A 22741-nucleotide genomic window follows, 5' to 3' on the forward strand; every position below is an offset into this window, starting at 1 on the left:
TGATATATAAAAGCATTGCTTCGCGTTATGATGCATTAGAGACTAATGCAAACGCAGTCTAGAACACTATGAGGAGCTTATAAGCATCATGAATCCTGATCGTCATACTCAGTTCTTAATTCGTAAAGAAAAAATTTTGCAGGTTGCGGAAAAGCTATTATTAGAAAACAACCAAGAAATGACCTTAGATGAACTGGTTGCGGAACTGGATATTGCCAAAGGTACGCTATACAAACATTTCCGTAGCAAGAATGAACTGTTGCTGGAATTAATTATTCAAAATGAAAAAGAAATTTTAAAAATTTCAGATAAATACAATACCGATGTCAAAGAATACGCACCGCGTTATATGCTTTATCATCTAACCTCACCGAGTCGTACCATTCTGCTGCATCAGCTAGAAGAACATTTGACCATGACTGAGTCGAAGTTAAAACATTTGTTTGATGAACTGTACGCGATTCGTCAGCAGCGTATTGTTTCATTGAAAGATATGACTGAAAAATATTTAAAATCACAGAATTACGATATGTCGATTCGTGATTACCTGTCTTATATCTGGTCTTTGACCTACGGTGCAGCATTATTATTAAACTCAAGCTATTATCAACGCTCGATTGGTTCGCGTGAGAAGTTGATTAATCTCTATGTCAATCAGGCTTTGTCTCTACCAACACAGAAAGTTCAGATTGATTTAAAAGATTTACAGATTGACCAAAACTAAATGAAAAAAGGACTGTCACTACAGTCCTTTTTTATTGCAGATCGACGCAAATTATTTGGCTTTACGCTCTTTTTCTAGCAAATAATCAACCACTTGAGTTACTTTACCGTCTTCACCTTGAACCACATATTTACCATTCACGACAACGGCAGGAACACCCGTCAACTGGTACTGCTGCGCCAATTTATTCGACTCAGCAATTTTTGCCGTAATTGGGAATGAGTTAAACATACTGTTAAATTTCTGCTCAGGTACACCATAACGCGCGAAGAATTTTGCTTGAGAGGCTTGATCAAAGATTTGCTGACCACCTTCATGAATGGCATGGAATAGCGGAATATGGGTTTTCTTACGCACACCGAGTGCTTCTGAAACGTAATAACCACGTGCACCTTGTTCCCAGACTTTATTCATCGCCGCAGGGGTACGTAAGAAATAAACGTCTTTTGGAATTTGCTTTAACCATGTTTGCATATGCGGTTCAAGCTTAAAGCAGTGCGGGCAACCATACCAGAAGAACTCACGTACTTCGAGTTGTCCAGCAGGTGCTGACGTTTTGCCTGGGTTGGCAATCACGGTATAGTCTTTACCGGCCACAAAATCTGCTGCCATCGCATTCATTGAGAATGCCAACGCAACTGCACTTAAACCACCTAATACTAACTTTTTCATTGGCTTTGCTTTTCCTCTAAGCATTTTTCGTAAGTTTATATGCTAAATATAAAACAAACACGAGCAATTCGTTTTGCTTCTGTGAAGTTTTTTATTGGATTTATCGCTTTTTTTGCCAGAATCGCTACACTACCAACAGATTAAACCTAAATAATCATCCTAATATAGAGGTGACACCATGTCGCAATTGAATGTTGACCCACAAGAAATCGCAAAATTTGAAGCATTGGCTGCCAAATGGTGGGATCAACATTCAGAATTCCGCCCACTGCATCAAATCAATCCCTTACGTCTAAATTGGGTCGATGAACGTGTCGGTGGCTTAGCTGGCAAAAAAGTACTTGATGTCGGTTGTGGTGGTGGCATCTTGGCTGAAAGCATGGCACGTCGCGGAGCAGATGTCATTGGCATCGATATGGGTGAAGCACCTCTCGCTGTAGGTCGTTTGCACGCAGAACAAGACAATGTACAAAACATTGAATATCGTCAAATCCCCGTTGAACAATTGGCACTCGAACAAGCAGGTCAATACGATGTAGTGACCTGTATGGAAATGATGGAACATGTGCCTGATCCAGCATCAATCGTGAAAGCCTGCCAAACTTTGGTGAAACCAGGCGGTCATGTGTTCTTCTCGACCATTAACCGTAATCCTAAATCGTATTTATTTGCGATTATTGGCGCAGAATACATCCTGCGTTTATTGCCTAAAGGCACGCATGATTATCATAAATTCATCCGCCCTTCGGAAATGGCACATGATATTCGCAATGCAGGTTTAACGCTGAAAGAAATGATTGGCCTCCATTACAATCCAATCACCAAACACTATTGGTTAGCACCCAATGTTGAAGTGAATTACATGGTGCATACCACCAATACAGGTGCTGAATGAAAGCTGTTTTATTTGATCTAGATGGCACATTAATTGACACTGCAGCAGACTTCATTCGTATCATTCAACAAATGTGTCGCGATGAACAACGACCTGTAGTCGATGCGGATACCATTCGTACTCAAGTGTCGGAAGGTGCTCGTGCTATGGTGAAGCTGGTTTATCCTGAATTAGACGTCACAGACCCCGTGTTTTTGGCACATCGCCAACGCTTTTTAGATGTATATGGTGACAATATTGTGGTCGATACCGACCTGTTTGTCGGCATGTACCCATTACTTGAAGAACTGGAAGCACATCAAATTCCGTGGGGCATTGTCACCAACAAACCTCGTGGTCTAAGTGAGTCTCTATTGGCAAAATTGGATCTGACTGAACGTTGTGCAGTCTTGGTTTGCCCAGAAGATGTCAGCAAAACCAAACCTGATCCAGAACCGATGTATTTGGCTGCAAAACAACTCGAGCTTGATGCGAAAGAGATTATCTATGTCGGTGACCATCCACGCGATATTGACGCAGGTCGTCATGCCGATATGTATACCATTTTGGCTGCTTACGGTTATCTACCTGTCGAATCACGCGATGATCTTGCAGCTTGGCAAGCCGATGCCATTATTCAAACCATTCCTGAACTGCATCAACTGATCAAACAGAAAATCACTGTATTGTCAGAAAATCAGGGTATGATGAATTAAATTTTTAAGATAAGAATAGGAGGCATAACAATGAAATACTCAGAATATCAACCTCGTCCAGATTTATTGAAAGATCGTATTATCCTGATCACAGGCGCTGGTGATGGGATTGGTCGTGCTGCTGCGATGAGTTATGCCCTGCATGGTGCAACCGTTGTATTACATGGTCGCACCTTGAATAAACTTGAAGTCATTTATGATGAAATTGAAGGCTTAGGCGCACCACAACCTGCAATTTTGCCTCTACAACTGTCGACAGCATCAACACATGATTACGAGCTGCTTGTCAGTACGCTGGAGCAGCAGTTTGGTCGTTTGGATGGTATCTTGCATAACGCAGGCATGTTGGGTGATCGGGTTGAACTGGCACATTATCCTGTCGATGTTTGGGATGATGTACTCGCAGTAAATTTGCGTGCACCGTTTGCCCTCACTCAAGCCTTGTTGCCTTTACTAGAGAAATCTGAACATGCCTCGGTGGTATTTACCAGTTCAAGCGTAGGCCGTGAAGCACGTGCGCTTTGGGGTGCTTATTCAGTGTCTAAAGTTGCAACTGAGGCTATGAGCAAAATCTTTGCAGCAGAAAATACCTACCCAAACATTCGTTTTAACTGCATCAATCCAGGTGGTACTCGTACAGCGATGCGTGCGAAAGCCTATCCAGAGGAAGATCCAAAAGTACTTCCAACACCTGACAGCATTATGCCTGCCTATCTTTATCTGATGGGTGATGATAGTTTAGATATGAATGGTCAAAGTATTGATGCTCAAGCTTAATTCAACCCTTACAATAATTCTAAATAACATTGAACACTGACCTTAAAGCTGATTTTTTGAGAGAAATGTGTGGTGGATCTTCATTTTTTTAATGGAAAAATGAATCGATCTTCACAGTTTCTCTGCATTTTTAAGGTACAGTTTTCACATGAGAGACATCCGAAGTCAATAAGGTGCATCATGAAAAATTTTTTCATTATCTTGGTTTTAGGTTCGACAGTCCTGTTTAGTAGTATGGGGAGTTTTGCGGGCCCGCATGATCGTGACGATGATTCGCGCGGTGGCGGCTGGCAAGGTGGTCGTAACTTTGATCGCCCAGATGGTGAGAATCGTCAACGCGAACGTCGTATGCGTGAAGAACGTGGTGTAGAGCGCCTAAAACAACATCGTTGGCAGGAAGGCTACGTCATGCCACAACATTATCGTGGTAACGGCTATAAAGTCGACTATAAAGACAGTAATCTGCCTCGCCCAGGTCGTAACGAACAGTGGTACAAAATCAACAATGACTACATTTTAGTCAACTCAGATGACAACAGTATTATCCGAATCATGGGCTTCTAAGCCCTTTTTCATGGTTCGTCAGAATTAAAGTTGAATAGATGCTTTAGGAATAGATTTATCTTTTGATTTTTTTCGTTAGAATCAGAGCAAGTGCTGCATATCTGAGATCAACATGGCGAAGCAAATGACTGAAAATTCACATAGTACAACAAAAGATTATGTGCATTGGTTTCGCCACTCCGCACCTTATATCAATGCCCACCGTGATAAAACTTTCGTTTTGATGTTCTCTGGTGAAGCAGTCCAACACGAAAATTTCCAGCACATCATCCATGATATTGCCCTATTACATTCTTTAGGGATTCGTTTAATTTTGGTCTACGGCGCACGTCCGCAAATTAATCAAAATCTACTCGAACGCAATATCGAAACACCCTTCCATCAAAGTCGTCGCATTACCACACGCGAATCCTTACGTGGTGTCATGAATGCGGTGGGTTCTATTCGTCTAGAAATTGAAGCCCTTCTCTCCATGGGTTTGGCCAATTCACCGATGTATGGTGCTCGCATTGATGTCGTTTCTGGCAATTTTGTCACCGCAAAACCGTATGGGATTCGCGATGGCATCGACTTCCAACTGACAGGTGAAGTCCGTTCGATTGACACCGATGCCATTCAACGTCATTTAGACAATCACAATATTGTTTTGCTTGGACCAACAGGTTATTCAACCACAGGTGAAGTATTTAATTTACTGGCTGAAGACGTGGCCACTAAAACAGCGACAGCCTTAAAAGCAGATAAACTGATCTTCTTGGGCGAAAAACAAGGCTTGATGAATGAACAGCAACAGTTATTACGTGAATTAAGTCCACGTCAGCTTGAACCCTATATTCAACAAAACCAACAACAATATCCAGAATTTGCCTTACACCTCAAACAAGCGCAACAAGCCTCTTTATCTGGCGTACATCGCGTACATTTGATTTCATATGCTTATGACGGCGCACTGATTGAAGAACTATTCACTCGCGATGGTATTGGTACCTTGATCACCGATGCTCATTATGAAGAAGTGCGTATTGCCAATATTCACGATGTCGGTGGCTTGATTAATCTACTGCGTCCGCTGGAACAGGAAGGGATTCTGGTGTATCGCTCTCGCGAACGTCTTGAAAGCGAAATTGAACATTTTGCAGTGATTGAACGCGACGGTATGATTTTAGCTTGTGCAGCACTGTACCCAATTCCAGCTGGATCAGATGAAATTCGTTCTGCTGAAATTGCCTGCGTTGCAGTGGATTCAAGCTATCGAAAATCCAATCGTGGTAGCCAAATTTTGCAATTCTTGGAAAGCAGGGCCAAACAGCAAGGAATTCAGCGCCTGTTTGTACTGACCACTAGAACCGCTCACTGGTTCCTAGAGCAAGGCTTTAGCCCTGCCAGCGTAGATGATTTACCCAATGCGCGCCAAGCACTGTATAACTATCAACGTAATTCTCTCGTCTTTAAAAAAGCATTGTAGTCATCGCAACGCAGACTGAAGGAGATATTTTTATTTTTGATAAAGATATCTCTACTTCATCATTATCTCTGCTTAAGTGAGTATGAAGAATAAATTCACCAATCGATAAAATAAAAAATAATCCAATTAAAAACAATGTTTTATTCAAAAAAAGCTCTTCACCACTTATTCAATCCATAGATAAGATTATGCAATTTTCTATTTTGCACTTTTCAGCATAAGCAAAGCCCGATTACTTATTTTTTATGCAATAAAAAAAGTTTTAGTTTAGTTGCTCATCTTATTTAAATCTTTTGATTTGTCGGGGAGCACAACCAACATGACCATTTCAATCAATCGTTCATGGGCAACATATAGCATCATCGCAGCAAGTCTTGCCAGCCTGATGGGTGTTGCAGGTTGTGCAAAAAAACCAGAGCAGCAAGAGACAACAAAACAAGAAACCACAACATTAAATATCGGCTTTCAAAAGTATGGCATCCTGCCGATTCTCAAAGCAAAAGGTGAATTAGAAAAAAATCTTGCTGCTCAAGGTGTCAATGTTAAGTGGGTTGAATTCCCTGCCGGCCCACAACTGTTAGAGGGTTTAAATGTTGGCAGTGTGGTCTTTGGTGAGGCAGGTGAAGCACCGCCGATCTTTGCTCAAGCAGCCAATCCGAACTTGGTGTATGTCGCCAACCAACCGCCTGCACCGACAGCAGAAGCGTTAATTGTACAAAAAGATTCACCGATTCAATCGATCCAAGATCTGAAAGGTAAACGTGTTGCCTTGAATAAAGGCTCAAATGTTCATTACCTCTTACTCAAACTATTAGAAGCAAACAATCTCAGCTTAAACGATATTCAACCTGTTTACCTGCCACCGTCAGATGCACGTGCAGCATTTGAAAAAGGTGCTGTAGATGCTTGGGTGATTTGGGATCCTTTCTTCGCTGCAGCTGAACATCAAATACATGCCCGCGTGATCGCCACAGGTGAACACTTAGTCAGTAATCATCAATTCTATTTGGCCGACCGCCAATTTGCTGAAAGCCACCCTCAGGTTTTAACGACCTTGGTCACCACACTCAATCAAACCACGGATTGGGTCAAAGCACATCCAGATGATGCAGCCAAATTGCTGGAAAAGCCGACGGGGCTTGAGTTCGATGTCCTAAAAAGTTCCATTTCACGCATGGGTTTTGGGGTTCAACCCATCTCTGAAAAAGTCGCAAAAGAGCAGCAATACGTCGCCGATGCCTTCTTTGCGCAGAAACTGATTCCGAAGCAGCTTGTGATCCAAGATGCCGTATTAAAGAACGACGTTAAATAATTGAGGATCACCATGAAATTGCTATCTAAAGTTTCTGTTTTGGGATTACTGATCTCTACATTTTCACTGGGTGGTTGCCAGAAGCCAGAGCAGAGTACGGAGAAGGCAACTTCAGCAACTGAAAATACGGCGGTCAAAACCCTATCCATTGGCTTCCAGAAATCTTCCCTCAATTTGTTAGTTGCCAAACAACAAAAGTTATTTGAGCAGGAATTTCCGAATGCCAAAATTGAATGGCGAGAATTTCCAGCAGGTCCACAAATGCTTGAAGCACTTGCCGTTGGTGCAGTCGATTTTGGTTATGTCGGCAATACCCCACCCATCTTTGCGCAAGCCGCAGCTAAACCATTGAGCTATGTGGCTTATGAAGTGGTTGCACCAACAGGCCAAGCTATATTGGTACATGCCAACGATAAAATCAGCAGCCTGCAAGACTTAAAAGGCAAACGTGTCGCAGTTCAAAAGGGCTCCAGTGCACACGAACTTTTGGCAAAAACCTTGCAGAAAGCGGGTCTATCTTGGCAAGACATTCAACCGATCTGGTTACCTCCTGCCGATGCACGCGCAGCCTTTGACAAACAGGCCGTTGATGCGTGGGCAATTTGGGAACCCTACTTAGGTACAGCAGAACTGCAAGGCCATACCAAAACCTTGGTTGATGGCTCTGCTTTTCCAACCACTTATTCTTTTTATATTGGTAATCCTGATTTTATTAAAAAGCATCCTGATTCTGCACCAAAGCTGATTAAGAGCATCAACATTGCGGATCAGTGGATTGTGCAACATCAAGATCAGGCATTACAGATTTACGCACAAAGTACGGGGCTGAGCCTTCCTGTGGCGCAACGTGTTTTAGACAAACGACCAAAACCATCGCCTGTGCACATCCTCACAGCTGAGGTCATAAAGAGTCAGCAACAAATCGCCGATTTATTTAAACAAGAGCAACTCATTCCTGTGCAAATTGATATTCAGCACAGTGTCTGGTCTGCCCAATAAACATTAATTTCATTTTCATAAGGAACATCGACATGAATATTTTCTGGTTTATCCCCACTCATGGTGACAGTCGTTATTTAGGCACCAGCAAGGGTGCTCGTCAGGTCGATCATGCTTATATGAAACAGATTGCAGTTGCCGTGGATAATCTGGGTTATGCAGGCGTACTCATTCCAACAGGACGCTCTTGTGAAGATCCTTGGATTACGGCAGCCAGTTTAATTGATGCAACCACCCAGCTTAAGTTTTTAGTCGCACTTCGTCCTGGGCTGACCACACCAGCACTTGCTGCACGCATGGCTGCAACTTTTGATCGTCTCTCCAATGGCCGTATCCTGCTCAACCTTGTCACAGGTGGTGATGAACAGGAACTCAAAGGTGATGGACTCTATGAAGATCACAGTACCCGTTATCAAACTGCTTCTGAATATGTCAAAATTTGGCGCGAAATTCTCACTCGCTCACATACGGGTGAACCGTTTAGCTTTCACGGTGAACGTCTCAGTGTGGATGATGCCAAACTGCTCTATCCACCCGTACAAAAACCCTATCCACCGCTTTGGTTCGGTGGCTCATCAGAAGCTGCAACCGAGCTTGCTGCTGAGCAAGTTGATACCTATTTGACTTGGGGTGAACCTCCTGCTGCCGTAAAAGAAAAGATTGAACATTTACGTGCCAAAGCCGCAGCCAAAGGCCGTACCCTGAATTATGGCATTCGCTTACACGTTATTGTGCGTGAGACCAATGAACAGGCTTGGGCCGCTGCAGATGAACTGATTCAATACTTAGATGATGCAACGATTGCTGCAGCGCAGAAAAAATTTGCACAAATGGATTCAGTGGGTCAGCAACGTATGGCTGCATTACATGGTGGTCGTAAAGATCAACTTGAAGTCTCACCGAACCTATGGGCGGGCATCGGCTTAGTCCGTGGTGGCGCGGGAACCGCTCTAGTGGGTGACCCAGAAACCGTTGCTGCACGAATTCAAGAATATGCAGACTTGGGTATTGATACCTTTATTTTCTCAGGTTACCCACATTTGGAAGAGTCAATTCGTTTTGCCGAACTGGTGTTCCCTTTACTGCCACTCAAAACCCGTGAAAAACTGGCGCAACCACATTTAACTGGGCCTTTCGGAGAAATCATTGCCAATAACTATGTCCCTGAGACCAAGGAAGCAAAAACCTTGATCAAGGAGGACGCATGAGTGCAAAACCTTTTTTGAATGATGTTTCACGTGGAACACAAAAAATAGGCAAAGGCCTCCTGCCGTGGTTGTTTCCAATTTTACTGATTTTAATTTGGCAAGCAGCTTCTAGTTCAGGTTTGTTGCAAAGTCGGGTCTTGCCTGCCCCAACTGCTGTTGTAAGTGCCTTCTGGCACTTACTGATCAGTGGTGAACTTTGGCAGCATGTCAAAGTGAGTGCTGGTCGTGCCTTACTCGGCTTATTGATTGGTGGTGGCTTAGGGTTGGTTTTGGGGCTATTGAATGGTTCTTCCCGTATCGCATCGACTTTACTGGATACCACCTTACAAATGATCCGTAATATCCCCGCACTGGCCCTGATTCCACTGGTGATTTTATGGTTTGGGATTGATGAAACTGCCAAGCTATTTTTAGTGGCCGTCGGCGTGTTTTTCCCAATGTACATCAACACTTATCACGGTATCCGCTCGGTTGACCCACAACTGATCGAAATGGGAAAAAGTTACGGACTCAATCGTTGGCAACTTTATAAAGACATTATTTTACCAGGTGCGATGCCCTCGATTTTAGTTGGGCTACGATTCTCTTTAGGTCTGGTTTGGGTGCTGCTCATCGTGGCTGAAACCATTTCTGCGCAAGCAGGAATTGGATATATGACCATGAATGCACGAGAGTTTTTACAAACAGATATCGTCTTGGTCGGGATTTTACTGTATGCCTTGCTCGGAAAATTAGCAGATGTATTGGCTCAAGTGTTGGAACGTTATCTACTGCGCTGGCATGCAGGTTATCAAAAATAATAAGGACATAACGATGAGTAACTTAAATTTAAACTTCTACGATAACAACCTGATTCAGCCCGTTGCTGAACCAGAAACTGTAACCTCGCCAGACAATGGTGCTCATATTCTGATTGAGCAGCTATATAAATTTTATGGCGAGGTCAAAGTCCTTGAAGACCTTGATCTGAACATTCAAGCGGGTGAGTTTGTTGCCATCGTTGGTCGTAGCGGCTGTGGTAAAAGCACCCTGCTCCGTTTGATTGCCCAACTTGAAAAGGCCAGTTATGGCGAAATCAAGTTTCAATCCGCTCGCAATTTTCGTGAAGGCATTACCAACCACGATATTCGTGTCATGTTCCAAGATCCACGCCTGTTACCATGGAAAAGCATTATACAAAACGTACAATTGGGGTTGCCTAAAAATCAGCATCTGCTTGCAGAAGCATTGTTAGAAAAAGTCGGGCTAAAAGACAAAGCGACGCAATGGCCAGCTCAGCTCTCAGGTGGACAACGCCAACGCGCTGCGCTTGCACGAGCGCTTTCCCATACACCCCGTATTTTACTGTTAGATGAACCACTCGGCGCATTAGATGCACTGACTCGGTTGGAAATGCAGAACTTGATTGAGCGTCTTTGGAAAGAACAAGGTTTTACTGCCATCTTGGTTACGCATGATGTCAGTGAAGCGGTACAACTTGCCGATCGGATTATTCTTTTGGATCAAGGGCATATCGCCCATAGTTTTCAGGTCAATCTACCACGACCACGTAAAAAAAGTATTGCATTCGCTCAACTCGAGCAACAAGTCCTCGATGCGGTTTTAGCCACCTAAAGCCGCATTCATTTGCACTAAAATGTGACCAAAATAATAAAAAATTAGCGCTCTTTTTCCCTGATCAGAAAAAAATTATTTACAAAATATGTATGCATTTTTTTAGATTTCAATAATTATCAAATACATCGTTAGCATTGGCCTAAAAAGTATATTTTTTTCGATAAAAAAATTGCGCAATTGTGCACAAATCCGACAATTTATCTTACAATGTCAATGACATTTTTTGAATCAAGCTCGCAGATGGAACAGAAGAAAAGTACACAAAAGCGCAATCAACTGCTGAATGCTGCCCTAGATGTTTTTTCCGTCTATGGGTTTAGTGGTGCCAGCCTCGATGAGATTGCACAGCTCGCAAATATGCATAAATCGAATATTTTCTATTACTATGAAAATAAAGAATCGCTTTATGTCGAAGTGCTCACCACTGTATTGCAAAAGTGGCTTGCACCCTTACAAACCTTAGAGTCTGAGCTTGAGCCAACTGAAGCACTTACTCACTATTTGATTCAAAAAATTGAAAGCTCACGTGATCAACCGAAAGCATCACGTTTATTTGCTCTTGAGATTATTCAAGGTGCGCCGCATATTTTGCCAATCTTAAAAGGGCCTTTGAAAAAGCTATTTAAGCGCAAAACCAAGGTGATTCAAACTTGGCAAGAACAAGGCAAATTGTCGGCAGAGGTCGATCCAGAACTATTGATTCTCAACATTTGGGCGATCACGCAAAATTACGCTGATTTTTCGACGCAAATGGAAATGGTCACAGGCAAAACTTTGCGTAACCGTAGCATGTATCAACGTACCATCGAACATACTATCCATGTGATGCTATACGGCGTGTTGCCTCGTTAAGTTTTCTTCTAAAAGCCTTAATTTTAGCGATTGGCGTACACTTAAAAGCGACTAACAAAGTCGCTTTTTTCTATTAAGTACTTGAGAATGTTATTAAGTTTACCTAAATAAAATTATAGAACGTGAAAAATCACGGACAAACCATTCCAATATACAGAAAACTGAACCAACATTAATTAAGATTATGATATTAAATATAAAAAATTAATAATTTTGTTCAAGCTGTATTATATTAATTTTAGGAAACTTTAAAGTCCTGAAAGCACCAATTTCGCTTGTGAATGCCCATTATTAGCGGCTTTGCTATACCACTCAAAAGCCTTCTTATCATCTTGTACTACACCCTGGCCATTCTGATACATCGATCCAAGATTATATTGTGCCTGAGCATTACCTTGATTAGCCGCTTTGCCATACCATTCAAATGCTTTTTCATAATTTTGTACAACGCCTTCACCGTTGTCATACATCAACGCAAGGTTAGTCTGTGCAACATCATCTCCCTGTATAGCTGATTTTTCATACCACTCAAATGCCTTTTTATCATTTTGGGCTACACCCTGACCGCTATAGTACATAAATCCAAGAGCATTTTGTGCCATTGCAAATCCTTGATTAGCTACTAAACTGTATAGTTCAAATGCTTTTTTATCATCTTTTTCTACACCTTGGCCATTCTGATACAGCAATCCAAGATTATATTGTGCAGCAGCAACTCCCTGAACAGCTGATTTTTTATACCATTCAAATGCTTTCTCATAATTCTGTATAACTCCTTGGCCATTTGCATATACCCATCCAAGGTTATATTGTGCTAGCGCATCACCATTTTCAGCTTTTCTTAATAAATCATTTGAGAGCGTTGGATTTGCTAAGATTTCCATAGAAAAGACCAGTCCACAAGCAATAGCGATAAGTCTGAAAATTTTCATTTTCTGCCTTTAAATTAGAGTTACATTTAATTCTTTAAATTATTAATAATACGTTATAAAGATAAAAACTTAGAGGTATTTAACATAATGGTTCTCTTAAGAATTCACCACAAAACCATTATTTATTTTCAATATCTTATAAACAAAACAATGTTTATCCATACAGACTACAGCGTTAAACCTTTGCATTTAAAAATGCGCTTGATACAGCGCCAATAATTTTTGTGCACCAACTAGCAGATTTTCTTCCCAATCCAAATGAGCCGTATCATTGGCACCATCAGTAATATATTTAACTGAAATTAATCTTACACCCAGTTTTTGGCACACTTTTGCCAAGGCATAGGCTTCCATATCGACGAGGTTACAACTGACTTTGGGAATTCCTGTTTCAAAAGAATCACCTGTACCACAGATCCCTTTAGGTAAAAGCTCAAAATGAGGCTGAGTATGGATCTCTGCTGGAATTTCGTCATCCATCGGTGTCACACCTACGGCAAAACCTAAGGGAGACACATCCATGTCACGCTGCACAAAAGTAATCACCTCAACCAGACTATGCGCATCAAAATGTGAACTTCCTGCACTGCCTAAATTTATGAGGGTTTTACATCCCGTCTTTTGAATCACCTCAAATGCCTTGAATGCTGCATTAATTTTGCCAATGCCACTGTAATGAACATCAATTCCAGCTTGTTCAAACAGCCCTTTGGATTCATTCGGCAAAGCCATAATCAGAGCAATATCAGCATTCATAGAGGACTCTTTTCAATCAGAACAAACATAGCCTGAATTTAACAAAAAATTTGATACTCGGAAACGTCCTCCGCAACTGTTCGAGACAGGGCTCCATTTATAAAGAGTTGTTTCTGCGACTCTTTCAACAAGTTGATGGTAGTCAACGAGTTTTGCGGTGAGCAGTAAAGCTGCGCAAGATGGTTGCTCTTGCGCAGCTTTACTGCTCATGCCGAAACAAAAGTAAGTCGAACCGAAGGTTTATCCTGAAATTGGATGAGAACAAATAAGATTCCATCAAGATAATTGTTTTAAAAAAACTAAAGATATAAACCGAACTCAGGCTACATAAAAAGGTGTGCTTCGGCACACCTCGATATTATTGCATCTTCTGCTGTAAGGCGACTAAACAAGGAGAGAAAAATAATTGACCGCTATACGCCCCTGCCAGTGTTTTCTTCATCACCAATGTCCATAGGCCAACCAACAACAGACTTAAAACCACAGCCGCATACTGTAAGAAATCGATATGTAACTGATGCGCCAAGTTGAAGATCGCCAAGATAAACACACCGAATGGGAAAGTCAGTCCCCACCAACCTAAATTAAATGGAATACCAGTACGCATATGACGCAGTGTGGTCAAAATCGCAATCCCAAACCACCATAAGCCAAAACCTAATAGCACCAAACTTGCCACAATACCCAAGGCTGGAAGTAATGTCGCTAAGCCTTCAAAGCCCATCGCCTGCATAATGCGTGGCGCTTGCTCACCCAGTAATAATAACGCTAAGGCCCCTGTTCCAATCGGTCCTAGACACAACCAGCTAGAAATCGCGACTTCTTTTTCAGGTAACTGGTGTAAAGCTAAACGTAACATCAAAATCGTTAAGATCGCAAAAGCAGGCAGTACAGAAATACCCCACAATACATAGCCTGTGATCAAGATGGTTAATGCATGTTTATCGGCAGCTAAATGGTGTAATAGCAGCCCCGCTGAGCTGGCAGCGACTTCACAGGCCACGATCGGGAGTAACCATACCGCAGTCATACGATGTAATTGATGATCTTGGCAGCTAAACATACAAAATGGCACCACCCACGCAATCACCACCGCAAGAACAACATCGATGTACCAAAGGTAAGTGGCAATCTGAACGGCAATATCGCCATATAAATGGGTACCAAAACTGAGAAAACCATTGGCAATCGTCGCTAAGCCCATCGGAATCGCACCGAGGAATAAGCTCATGTTGGGGTGAGTAAAAATCTGTTTGGCTTCAGCCGGAAATAAAATCCAGCGTAAGATATACAGCACACTAAAGGTGCTAAATAACAAAATATTAAATTGCCATAATTTGGTCGCAAGCATAAATAAGACAGATGAAGCGAAAGGCAGCTGTGCTAAAATCATCGCCACCACACCTGTTCCCATGGTTGCAGTAAACCAGTTCGGGGTAAAATGGCGAATCACATCGGTGCTCTGCTCTAGCTGATAAAACGGCTTTTTCATCTCTTTCTCAATATCAAGCGACTATGCAGCTATTTTAGGGCCAATCATTAAATAAGAAAAATTGATTTATTTTTATTTAATGAATCAATTTAATTGATATAAAGCTTCTAAATATTGAAAATTTCCTGTGTAAAAACACAACAACAAGACGAAACGCTGAGAATATGGCAATATATAGCCTTTGCAAAATCACTGTATTTAACGCCCATGAAGTTGCTTCGTCTCAACGCATTATCGCCAGATTTTCAGTTACCCCCAACTGCGGTAACGATTGGCAATTTTGATGGTGTCCATCTCGGCCATCAAGCGATGATTGCTCAACTCAAAACGTTGGCTGAAGCGCAAGGCTTAAAAACATTGGTGATGATTTTTGAGCCACAACCACTTGAATTTTTTAAAGGTTATGATGCACCTCCGCGCATCAGCTCGCTCAGAGAAAAAGTAGAATATTTAACTGAGCTTGGTGTGGACTACATTGCAGTTGCGAAATTTGACCAATATTTTAGAAGCTTAAATGCCACTGAATTTGCTGAACTACTCAAATTAAAACTCAATGCACAAAGCCTAGTGTTGGGCGATGACTTCCATTTTGGTAAAGACCGCCAAGGCAACAGCGAATTCTTACGCGATTATGGTTTTGACGTCACCAATTTAAATACCGTGGCTTTAAATGGTAAACGCGTTAGTTCAACCCGTATTCGTCAGGTCCTTCAAGAAGGTGATCTGGCGTTAGCGGCAAAACTACTGGGCCGTCCTTATAGCATCACAGGCCGAGTGCAATATGGTGATCAGATTGGTCGCACCCTTGATTTTCCAACCATTAATGTGCGTTTAAAACGTCACAAACCCTGTTTAAACGGGATTTATGCAGTGGATGTGGTCTGTGAAAATGCATCATTGAATGGAAAAGTAAAACATTCAGATCCGGCCCTCAACGGGATTGCAGGCTATCAAGCTGACAGTTTGTTTGGTGCAGGTCATGTGGGGACACGCCCAGCCATCAAACAAGACCAGCCTGAATGGCGATTAGAGGTACATTTCCCTGATGTTTCTGCTAATCTGTATGGCTTATTGATGCGGGTAACCTTTCTTCACTATTTGCATGGTGAACTGAATTACCCTTCGCTTGAAGCCCTCAAAGCCGGAATTGATGATGATGTGCAAAAGTTACGAGACTATCGTACTAACACAGCTGAATTTCCTTTTTAAATTTAATTAGTAGGGTTTGTTTACACTTCACAATGCTTGCGACAGAGGAGTTTTTTAGACGATACAAGGCATGACTTGCGAAATTTAGTCATTCTAAATGAGCCAAGTTATAACGCAGTAGCGGCAAAAAATATCCCTGTCCCGAAGGGTTATAGCTAAAACTGCCCCAAACATCGTTATGAAACTTGACAAGGGGATCGCCATTGCCTACGTTTCATGCCTTGTTTGTGTGGTTTTAGCCAATAACGCAAGGCATGGCTGAAGTGTTAACAGACCCTAAAGTAATACATGTCAGTTTACAAACTGATCAAACTGGAAGAAAACTTGCATGAGCGATAAGCAAACTCCTGAAAATGCAGTGGATTATAAAGCCACACTCAATTTGCCAGCGACTGAATTTGCCATGAAGGCAAACTTGGCTGTGCGTGAAGCCAAATGGTTAGAAGAGTGGTATGCCGACAACATTTATCAGCAGATTCGTGAAGCGCGTATTGGCAAGAAAAAATATGTACTGCATGACGGCCCTCCATATGCCAATGGTCAAATCCATTTAGGCCATGCAGTCAATAAAGTGTTAAAAGACATCATTATTAAAAGCCGCGTTTTAGATGGCTTCGATGCACCGTATGTACCGGGTTGGGACTGTCACGGCCTACCAATCGAACTGAAAGTCGAAGAAAAAGTCGGTAAAGTAGGCGTTAAAGTTGATGCCTCAACTTTCCGTAAGGCTTGCCGCGAATATGCTTACACACAAGTCGAACTACAAAAGAAAGACTTTGTGCGTATGGGCGTTTTTGGTGATTGGGACAATCCATACCTCACCATGAACTTCAAGCAAGAAGCGGATATCGTCCGTGCCTTGGGTGCCATTGCCAAAGCTGGTCATATCGAACCAGGTCTAAAACCAGTGAACTGGTGTATGGACTGTGGTTCGTCATTGGCTGAAGCTGAAGTTGAATACGAAGACAAAAAATCAGATGCGATTGATGTTGGCTTCACGGTTGTTGATCTTAAAGAGCTCAGCGCACGTTTGAATGTTGATGTTCAAGATGCCACGGATATCGTCATTTGGACCACCACACCATGGACCTTGCCTGCCAACCAAGCAGTCGCGCTACATGCTGATATCGACTATCAATTGGTTCAAGTGACCACTGACCGTGGTACGCAAAACTTTATTTTGGCCAAAGACTTGGTTGAATCAGCGATTGAACGTTACAAACTGGAAAATCCAGTTGTACTCGCTGATTTCAAAGGTGCTGCAATTGAGAACCTTCTTTTACAACATCCGCTGTTGGCAGATCGTCAAGTCCCTGTGATTTTAGGCGAGCACGTGATTGCAACCAGTGGTACAGGTGCAGTGCATACCGCACCCGGCCATGGTGTAGACGATTACAAAGTCGGTTTGCTGTATCAATTAAAAGTTGAAAACCCTGTCGGCGGTAATGGTGTTTATTTACCAACATCGCCAATTTTTGCAGGGGAACATATCTATAAAGCCAACCCTCAAATCATTGAGGCATTGGGTGCTGTTGGCCGTCTATGGGCGCATCAGCCAATCAAACATAGCTATCCGCACTGCTGGCGCCATAAAACTCCAATTATCTTCCGTGCGACGCCACAATGGTTCATCAGCATGGATGCCAATGGTCTACGCCAAAATGCATTAAATGCAATTGAAAATGAGATCGAATTTGTGCCGGATTGGGGACAAAGCCGTATTCAGTCGATGATTGAAGGTCGTCCAGACTGGTGTATCTCACGCCAACGTACTTGGGGTGTACCAATCCCATTCTTTGTACACAAAGATACCAATGCATTGCACCCACGCACACCTGAATTGATCGAAGAAGTGGCTAAACTGATCGAGCAAGAAGGTATCGATGGTTGGTATAACCGTGAAGCAAGCGAGTTCATCGGTGCTGATGCAGAACAATATAATGCAGTACGCGATACCTTAGACGTTTGGTTTGACTCTGGAACTACACACTACGCTGTGCTGCGTGAACGTGATGATCTACAAGATCCAGCAGACTTATATCTTGAAGGTTCAGATCAACACCGTGGCTGGTTCCAATCGTCGTTGTTAACTTCGATCGCGATCAATGAACGTGCACCATATAAAGGCCTACTCACCCACGGTTTCGTGGTTGATGAGAAAGGCCGTAAGATGTCTAAATCATTAGGCAACATCATTACCCCACAAGACATTATCAAAGATATGGGTGCTGATGGCTTACGTTTCTGGATCGCATCTGCTGACTACCGTTACGAAATGACAGCGGGTAAAGAAATCTTTAGCCGTGCGTCAGATGGTTATCGTCGTATTCGTAATACCTTACGTTTCTTGTTAGCAAACTTGAATGGCTTCAAACCATCAACAGATGCGTTACCTGTCGACCAGTTGATTGCATTGGATCAATACATCTTACAACGTGCTGCTGAGGTTCAAAAAACCATTCAGCAAGCCTATGAAGAGATGAATTTCCACATTGTAACCAATGCACTAACAAGCTTCTGTATTAATGACTTAGGTGGTTTCTACCTCGACATCATCAAAGATCGTCAGTACACCACCAAAGCAGATTCACAGGCACGTCATTCTGCGCAAACAGCGCTATATCATATCGTGCAAGCTTTTGTTCGCTGGATGTCACCTATCCTCAGCTTTACCGCACAAGAAGCTTGGCCATTGATTCCAGAACAAACTGGAAAATATGTATTTACCGCAGAATGGTATGACATCCCAACTGCATCAACAGCAAACTTACTGTCTGAAGCAGATTGGCAAACATTGATTAGCGTAAAATCAGCAGTAAATAAACAGATTGAAGCGGCACGTAACGCTAAACTCATCGGTAGTAACCTATCTGCTAAAGTTGAACTTTGGGCAGATGAAGCATTACAAACATTGTTAAACCAATTGGCTGATGAATTACGTTTTGTCTTGATTACCTCTCAAGTCATCGTTCACCCTTATGCTGAACAAGGCGAAAGCACAGACCTCGAAGGTCTGCGTGTGCAAGTTTCAGCAGCAGATGGTGAAAAGTGTGTACGTTGCTGGCATGTATTGCCAGATGTAAATACACACGTTGGTCATGCTGGTTTATGCGCTCGTTGTATTATCAATGTCACTGGCAGTGGCGAAGTGAGAAAATATGCATAATTCTGTGCAAACAAGCCCAACAAAAAAAGGCTTATTCCAATTTTACCCGCACAACGTACTCTGGCTTGGACTTTCAGTCCTTGCCATTGTGTTGGATCAATGGACCAAATGGATTGCAAGTTCGCATTTAAACTATGCGGACCCTGTTCCCGTCCTGCCGTTTTTAAATTGGACACTGCTGCATAATTATGGCGCAGCATTCAGCTTTTTGTCGGATGCAGGTGGCTGGCAACGCTACTTCTTTACCTCATTAGCAGGTTTTGTTTCGGTAATTTTTGTTTTCTGGCTGATGCGTATGCCTAAGAAAATGATTGTATTACCGATGGCAATTGCCTTGATTCTTGGTGGAGCAATTGGCAATCTGATTGACCGTGTCAGCTTAGGATATGTGGTCGACTTTATTCATGTTTACTATCAAAACAGCCATTTTCCAGCCTTCAATCTTGCAGATAGCTCAATTACCCTAGGCACGATTTTGCTGCTGATTGATACTTTCTTCTTAGAGAAGAAACGCAACCAAAATGCGGATGCATAAGATGAACGAAATTATCCAACCAAACGAAGAAATTCGTATTCAAGAAGGCTCAAAAGTCGACTTACATTTTTCTGTATCGGTTGAAAATGGTGTTGAAATCGACAATACCCGTGGTCGTGAAGAACCAGTCAGTCTTGTAATTGGTGATGGCAACCTGTTACCAGGGTTCGAAAAGGCTTTATTTGGTTTACGTGCAGGCGACCGTCGTACTGTACATTTACCACCTGAAGATGCTTTTGGACCTTGGAATGCCGAAAATATCCAAATCTTTGATACGGTTAAATTTGAACAACGCCCAACCGTGGGTCATATGATTGAGTTTGAAGACAAGGCCAAAGCTACACTGTTTGGCGTTGTAAAATCAGTCAATGATGACACCACAGAAATCGATTTTAATCATCCACTGGCAGGCAAAAATATTACTTTTGAAGTGGAAATCTTCAAAGTCACCCCAGCAGGCCAGCAAGGCATCAAATTGATGTAACAAAAAAGCTCTCAAATGAGAGCTTTTTTTATCGCCTAAAAAAAGTATAAGATCATTTAAAGGCATTCATTTTTAAAATCAAAGCAATAACATAGGAATTTAAGCATGCTGATTTATATTATTGTTGGTAGTATTCGGGAAGGTCGTACAGCGATCAAAGTCGCAAATTGGGTACAGCAAGCGACAACTGAACTCGCATTAAAAGATATTCAAACCGAAGTTGTTGATCTTAAGGAATGGGACTTACCGCTATTTGCAGGTTCTCATCCACCTGCGACAGGCATCTATGATCAGCCGAAACAACAGCAATGGGCGGATAAAATTGCGCAGGCACAGGCGTTTATCTTCATTAACCCTGAATATAACCATGGCTATAGTCCAGCACTGAAGAATGCCTTGGATTATGTGGGTAAAGAATGGCAAGGCAAACCTGCAGCCTTTATCGGCTATGGTTCTACCAATGGCTCACGTTCAATCAGTCAAATTCGCCAAGTAACCTCAAGCTTAGGTATTGTTGATCCAAATGCTGTGATTGAAATTCGCGACATCTTTAAACGTAATAAAGACGACAACTTTGAAGCTAATGAGTTTGAAGTGAAAGGATTAGCAGCGCTAATTAGCAAACTACAGAAGTATCATATCGCTTAGTTGTACGCCTAAGCGTACATTGATCAGGTCAATTTACGTCTGTTCCACTTTCGACTTAGTCGCTAATATATGAATCATAGAGAGACAGGAAGTCTCATTGAGAATAATAAAACACACAGGACGTGGTCGTTAATAGGATATCAACGACATAAACTGAATATGAAGAAGCCCCGTCAGGATGATGGGGCTTCTTTTTATCTATTCTTTCTCTAACAACTGCTGGATTCTCTTTTGATAATTATTTAAAAAATCCTTTGTTACCCGAAAATGCTCTGTTTCTTCATAAGATATTTCTTTAATCCCTGAATCCGAAAACTGATAAATTTTGGCATTTGGATAAGCCAATAAAATGGGAGAATGGGTGGCAATAATAAATTGAGATTGCTCCCGACATAAGCGATCCAAAACCGATAAAGTTGTCATCAACATTGTTGGAGACAAGGCTGCTTCTGGCTCATCCAATAGATATAAACCTTTCCCTTTTAATTTCATTGTTAATAGTTTTAAGAAAGCCTCTCCATGCGAGCGCAAATGTATATCGCCCCCATACTCCACCAAATAGTTTACTTGTTTCATATAGGTTGCAACGTTATAGAAGCTCTCGGCACGCAAAAAGTAGTAATCTTGAGGCTTCTTATAGCTTTTTATTGTTCGAATCGCCTGATGCAAATCAGAAGCCGTTGTTGCCGTATTTAATTGCACATTCCGTGTTCCACCTTCTTCTGAAAAACCCAAAGCAAGCGCTAAAGCTTCAAGAATGGTCGACTTTCCTGAACCATTTTCTCCGACAAAAAAGGTGACTTCTGGATGGAACTCGATACTTTCTAAATCATTAACCGCAGGAACGACATAAGGATAACTGGCCCAATCCAAGGACTCAGGTGATTTAAACTTCACAGCTCGAATGTAGGGTCTTTCTTGCATAAAATATTGGCAAAACGATTTGTTATAGCATGCTAGATTTTTAGTTTGAAAAATACCTTAATTCATTGATAAACGTCTTAGGCTGTCGTATTGTAAATCTAACAGAACTATCCTAAATTTTGCTGCTTTAGGCATTCAATCATTTCATCCAATACTTTCTGCCCCATCGTTGTTCGCACAACTTCATTTAAATCCCCTGCTAAAAAACAAGACCAAGTCGTACTCGTTGAACCAGAAGAATGCGCATAACGTCCACAAGCAGACCAGACCTTTTGGTCTGATGTAATAGAAGCTAAATACAGCTCCCCTTCAGGATCATCCAATATCCATTCGCGAATAACTCTAGGTGCTTGATATTTTTTCTTAGGTTTTTCTAACCACGTCCATACTAAAAAACCTAAATAGACAATTCCAATAGCAGATAAAAGTTCATAGAGAATCATCAGTCCTAATAGCATTTCTTATTTAGCATCTAATTAGGATAAAAATAGCACGACTCGTTAAATATTGGCTTCTATTTTTCTTTTTCCACACGATAAAAAACACCCCCAGCCGTTAGGTTGGGGGTGTTCTAATTTAAAAGCTGGCGATGACTTACTCTCACATGGCAAGTGCCACACTACCATCAGCGCTAAGAGGTTTCACTTCTGAGTTCGGGAAGGGATCAGGTGGTTCACTCTTGCTATTGTCGCCAGCAAACTGTTGTGGTGCTTTCGGGTCTTATTCACGATGTATTCATCGTATGCCTTACTTACGGTCCAAAGAGTTATTAACGGATTAGATTATTGAGTCGAAGTTTATTGCTTAGCAATCAC

23 protein-coding genes and 1 rRNA gene are annotated in these 22741 nt (G+C 42.0%); 17 read left to right on the forward strand and 7 right to left on the reverse strand.

Features of this window, described 5'->3' with window-relative positions; all coding sequences use genetic code 11:
* Positions 1-88: 88 nt before the first annotated feature.
* A complete protein-coding gene (locus FPL17_RS13885; protein ID WP_004801761.1) occupies positions 89-724 on the forward strand; it encodes a TetR/AcrR family transcriptional regulator in 636 nt (211 codons plus the stop codon).
* A gap of 51 nt (positions 725-775) precedes the next feature.
* On the opposite strand, the gene FPL17_RS13890 is transcribed toward FPL17_RS13885, so the two are convergent.
* Positions 776-1396 (reverse strand): thiol:disulfide interchange protein DsbA/DsbL, encoded by a 621-nt coding sequence (locus FPL17_RS13890; RefSeq protein ID WP_005186400.1) that lies wholly within the window; start codon positions 1394-1396, stop codon positions 776-778.
* A 178-nt stretch (positions 1397-1574) separates the two neighbouring features.
* Here FPL17_RS13890 and ubiG point away from each other — a divergent pair, with 178 nt between their 5' ends.
* The 11 genes from ubiG to FPL17_RS13945 all read left to right on the forward strand — a co-directional run bounded on the left by ubiG (position 1575) and on the right by FPL17_RS13945 (position 11780).
* Positions 1575-2291, forward strand: a complete 717-nt coding sequence (gene ubiG / locus FPL17_RS13895; RefSeq protein WP_159885627.1) for a bifunctional 2-polyprenyl-6-hydroxyphenol methylase/3-demethylubiquinol 3-O-methyltransferase UbiG — start codon at positions 1575-1577, stop codon at positions 2289-2291.
* Positions 2288-2986: an HAD family hydrolase gene (locus tag FPL17_RS13900; protein WP_159885629.1), complete on the forward strand. Its 699-nt coding sequence runs from the start codon at positions 2288-2290 to the stop codon at positions 2984-2986. Before ubiG ends, FPL17_RS13900 begins: the two co-directional genes overlap by 4 nt.
* Before the next feature lie 30 nt (positions 2987-3016).
* The gene (locus FPL17_RS13905; protein WP_004656765.1) at positions 3017-3763 is read left to right on the forward strand and encodes a YciK family oxidoreductase; all 747 of its coding nucleotides are present in this window, start codon (positions 3017-3019) and stop codon (positions 3761-3763) included.
* A 180-nt stretch (positions 3764-3943) separates the two neighbouring features.
* On the forward strand, positions 3944-4327 hold the full coding sequence (locus tag FPL17_RS13910) for an RcnB family protein (RefSeq protein ID WP_005209775.1): 384 nt from the start codon (positions 3944-3946) through the stop codon (positions 4325-4327).
* A gap of 112 nt (positions 4328-4439) precedes the next feature.
* A complete protein-coding gene (argA, locus tag FPL17_RS13915) occupies positions 4440-5792 on the forward strand; it encodes an amino-acid N-acetyltransferase (RefSeq protein WP_005209772.1) in 1353 nt (450 codons plus the stop codon).
* Between the two features lie 319 nt (positions 5793-6111).
* A complete protein-coding gene (locus tag FPL17_RS13920) occupies positions 6112-7104 on the forward strand; it encodes a sulfonate ABC transporter substrate-binding protein (RefSeq protein WP_005186383.1) in 993 nt (330 codons plus the stop codon).
* A 12-nt stretch (positions 7105-7116) separates the two neighbouring features.
* Entirely contained in the window at positions 7117-8103 is a 987-nt protein-coding gene (locus FPL17_RS13925; RefSeq protein WP_159885631.1) for an aliphatic sulfonate ABC transporter substrate-binding protein, read from the forward strand.
* Between the two features lie 32 nt (positions 8104-8135).
* Positions 8136-9311: an FMNH2-dependent alkanesulfonate monooxygenase gene (gene ssuD, locus FPL17_RS13930; RefSeq protein ID WP_005319979.1), complete on the forward strand. Its 1176-nt coding sequence runs from the start codon at positions 8136-8138 to the stop codon at positions 9309-9311.
* On the forward strand, positions 9308-10111 hold the full coding sequence (gene ssuC, locus FPL17_RS13935; RefSeq protein WP_005186375.1) for an aliphatic sulfonate ABC transporter permease SsuC: 804 nt from the start codon (positions 9308-9310) through the stop codon (positions 10109-10111). The genes ssuD and ssuC overlap by 4 nt, the downstream gene beginning before the upstream one ends.
* A gap of 13 nt (positions 10112-10124) precedes the next feature.
* Positions 10125-10925, forward strand: coding sequence for an ATP-binding cassette domain-containing protein (locus tag FPL17_RS13940; RefSeq protein ID WP_159885633.1), 801 nt, complete (start codon positions 10125-10127; stop codon positions 10923-10925).
* A 243-nt stretch (positions 10926-11168) separates the two neighbouring features.
* Positions 11169-11780 carry a TetR/AcrR family transcriptional regulator gene (locus tag FPL17_RS13945; RefSeq protein WP_005154234.1) on the forward strand — a complete coding sequence of 204 codons (612 nt, stop codon included), beginning with the start codon at positions 11169-11171 and terminating at the stop codon, positions 11778-11780.
* A 248-nt stretch (positions 11781-12028) separates the two neighbouring features.
* On the opposite strand, the gene FPL17_RS13950 is transcribed toward FPL17_RS13945, so the two are convergent.
* From FPL17_RS13950 to FPL17_RS13960, 3 genes are all read right to left on the reverse strand, one after another.
* A complete protein-coding gene (locus tag FPL17_RS13950) occupies positions 12029-12712 on the reverse strand; it encodes a tetratricopeptide repeat protein (protein ID WP_159885635.1) in 684 nt (227 codons plus the stop codon).
* Between the two features lie 189 nt (positions 12713-12901).
* Complete coding sequence (locus tag FPL17_RS13955; protein ID WP_159885637.1) at positions 12902-13468, reverse strand: phosphorylase family protein; 567 nt, start codon at positions 13466-13468, stop codon at positions 12902-12904.
* A gap of 358 nt (positions 13469-13826) precedes the next feature.
* Positions 13827-14960: a TDT family transporter gene (locus FPL17_RS13960; RefSeq protein WP_159885639.1), complete on the reverse strand. Its 1134-nt coding sequence runs from the start codon at positions 14958-14960 to the stop codon at positions 13827-13829.
* Positions 14961-15167: 207 nt separating this feature from the next.
* Between FPL17_RS13960 and ribF the strand changes: the two genes are divergently transcribed.
* From ribF to FPL17_RS13985, 5 genes are all read left to right on the forward strand, one after another.
* The gene (gene ribF / locus FPL17_RS13965) at positions 15168-16169 is read left to right on the forward strand and encodes a bifunctional riboflavin kinase/FAD synthetase (RefSeq protein ID WP_159885641.1); all 1002 of its coding nucleotides are present in this window, start codon (positions 15168-15170) and stop codon (positions 16167-16169) included.
* Between the two features lie 328 nt (positions 16170-16497).
* Positions 16498-19335, forward strand: a complete 2838-nt coding sequence (gene ileS, locus FPL17_RS13970; RefSeq protein WP_159885643.1) for an isoleucine--tRNA ligase — start codon at positions 16498-16500, stop codon at positions 19333-19335.
* Complete coding sequence (gene lspA / locus FPL17_RS13975) at positions 19328-19870, forward strand: signal peptidase II (RefSeq protein WP_005186355.1); 543 nt, start codon at positions 19328-19330, stop codon at positions 19868-19870. The genes ileS and lspA overlap by 8 nt, the downstream gene beginning before the upstream one ends.
* A gap of 1 nt (position 19871) precedes the next feature.
* Positions 19872-20354 (forward strand): FKBP-type peptidyl-prolyl cis-trans isomerase, encoded by a 483-nt coding sequence (locus FPL17_RS13980; RefSeq protein WP_159885645.1) that lies wholly within the window; start codon positions 19872-19874, stop codon positions 20352-20354.
* Between the two features lie 105 nt (positions 20355-20459).
* The gene (locus FPL17_RS13985) at positions 20460-21002 is read left to right on the forward strand and encodes an NADPH-dependent FMN reductase (RefSeq protein WP_159885647.1); all 543 of its coding nucleotides are present in this window, start codon (positions 20460-20462) and stop codon (positions 21000-21002) included.
* A gap of 198 nt (positions 21003-21200) precedes the next feature.
* Here FPL17_RS13985 and FPL17_RS13990 read toward each other — a convergent pair whose 3' ends face one another.
* The 3 genes from FPL17_RS13990 to rrf form a co-directional block, all read right to left on the reverse strand.
* A complete protein-coding gene (locus FPL17_RS13990; RefSeq protein ID WP_159885648.1) occupies positions 21201-21926 on the reverse strand; it encodes an AAA family ATPase in 726 nt (241 codons plus the stop codon).
* A 107-nt stretch (positions 21927-22033) separates the two neighbouring features.
* Positions 22034-22369 (reverse strand): hypothetical protein, encoded by a 336-nt coding sequence (locus FPL17_RS13995; RefSeq protein WP_159886874.1) that lies wholly within the window; start codon positions 22367-22369, stop codon positions 22034-22036.
* A 138-nt stretch (positions 22370-22507) separates the two neighbouring features.
* Positions 22508-22622, reverse strand: a 5S ribosomal RNA gene (rrf, locus tag FPL17_RS14000).
* Positions 22623-22741 lie beyond the last annotated feature (119 nt).

The sequence above is a fragment of the Acinetobacter dispersus genome (assembly GCF_009884975.1).
Taxonomy (GTDB): domain Bacteria; phylum Pseudomonadota; class Gammaproteobacteria; order Pseudomonadales; family Moraxellaceae; genus Acinetobacter; species Acinetobacter dispersus.

Bases quoted from the DNA above. Each gene is read 5' to 3' on its own strand.
- FPL17_RS13940 (WP_159885633.1), top strand. From the start codon at position 10,125: ATGAGTAACTTAAATTTAAACTTCTACGATAACAACCTGATTCAGCCC.
- FPL17_RS13960 (WP_159885639.1), bottom strand. From the start codon at position 14,960: ATGAAAAAGCCGTTTTATCAGCTAGAGCAGAGCACCGATGTGATTCGC.
- FPL17_RS13925 (WP_159885631.1), top strand. From the start codon at position 7,117: ATGAAATTGCTATCTAAAGTTTCTGTTTTGGGATTACTGATCTCTACA.
- ribF (WP_159885641.1), top strand. From the start codon at position 15,168: ATGAAGTTGCTTCGTCTCAACGCATTATCGCCAGATTTTCAGTTACCC.
- lspA (WP_005186355.1), top strand. From the start codon at position 19,328: ATGCATAATTCTGTGCAAACAAGCCCAACAAAAAAAGGCTTATTCCAA.
- FPL17_RS13985 (WP_159885647.1), top strand. From the start codon at position 20,460: ATGCTGATTTATATTATTGTTGGTAGTATTCGGGAAGGTCGTACAGCG.
- FPL17_RS13990 (WP_159885648.1), bottom strand. From the start codon at position 21,926: ATGCAAGAAAGACCCTACATTCGAGCTGTGAAGTTTAAATCACCTGAG.
- FPL17_RS13905 (WP_004656765.1), top strand. From the start codon at position 3,017: ATGAAATACTCAGAATATCAACCTCGTCCAGATTTATTGAAAGATCGT.
- FPL17_RS13980 (WP_159885645.1), top strand. From the start codon at position 19,872: ATGAACGAAATTATCCAACCAAACGAAGAAATTCGTATTCAAGAAGGC.
- FPL17_RS13885 (WP_004801761.1), top strand. From the start codon at position 89: ATGAATCCTGATCGTCATACTCAGTTCTTAATTCGTAAAGAAAAAATT.
- FPL17_RS13995 (WP_159886874.1), bottom strand. From the start codon at position 22,369: ATGATTCTCTATGAACTTTTATCTGCTATTGGAATTGTCTATTTAGGT.
- FPL17_RS13955 (WP_159885637.1), bottom strand. From the start codon at position 13,468: ATGAATGCTGATATTGCTCTGATTATGGCTTTGCCGAATGAATCCAAA.
- ubiG (WP_159885627.1), top strand. From the start codon at position 1,575: ATGTCGCAATTGAATGTTGACCCACAAGAAATCGCAAAATTTGAAGCA.
- FPL17_RS13910 (WP_005209775.1), top strand. From the start codon at position 3,944: ATGAAAAATTTTTTCATTATCTTGGTTTTAGGTTCGACAGTCCTGTTT.
- FPL17_RS13950 (WP_159885635.1), bottom strand. From the start codon at position 12,712: ATGAAAATTTTCAGACTTATCGCTATTGCTTGTGGACTGGTCTTTTCT.
- FPL17_RS13945 (WP_005154234.1), top strand. From the start codon at position 11,169: ATGGAACAGAAGAAAAGTACACAAAAGCGCAATCAACTGCTGAATGCT.
- FPL17_RS13900 (WP_159885629.1), top strand. From the start codon at position 2,288: ATGAAAGCTGTTTTATTTGATCTAGATGGCACATTAATTGACACTGCA.
- ileS (WP_159885643.1), top strand. From the start codon at position 16,498: ATGAGCGATAAGCAAACTCCTGAAAATGCAGTGGATTATAAAGCCACA.
- ssuC (WP_005186375.1), top strand. From the start codon at position 9,308: ATGAGTGCAAAACCTTTTTTGAATGATGTTTCACGTGGAACACAAAAA.
- ssuD (WP_005319979.1), top strand. From the start codon at position 8,136: ATGAATATTTTCTGGTTTATCCCCACTCATGGTGACAGTCGTTATTTA.
- argA (WP_005209772.1), top strand. From the start codon at position 4,440: ATGGCGAAGCAAATGACTGAAAATTCACATAGTACAACAAAAGATTAT.
- FPL17_RS13890 (WP_005186400.1), bottom strand. From the start codon at position 1,396: ATGAAAAAGTTAGTATTAGGTGGTTTAAGTGCAGTTGCGTTGGCATTC.
- FPL17_RS13920 (WP_005186383.1), top strand. From the start codon at position 6,112: ATGACCATTTCAATCAATCGTTCATGGGCAACATATAGCATCATCGCA.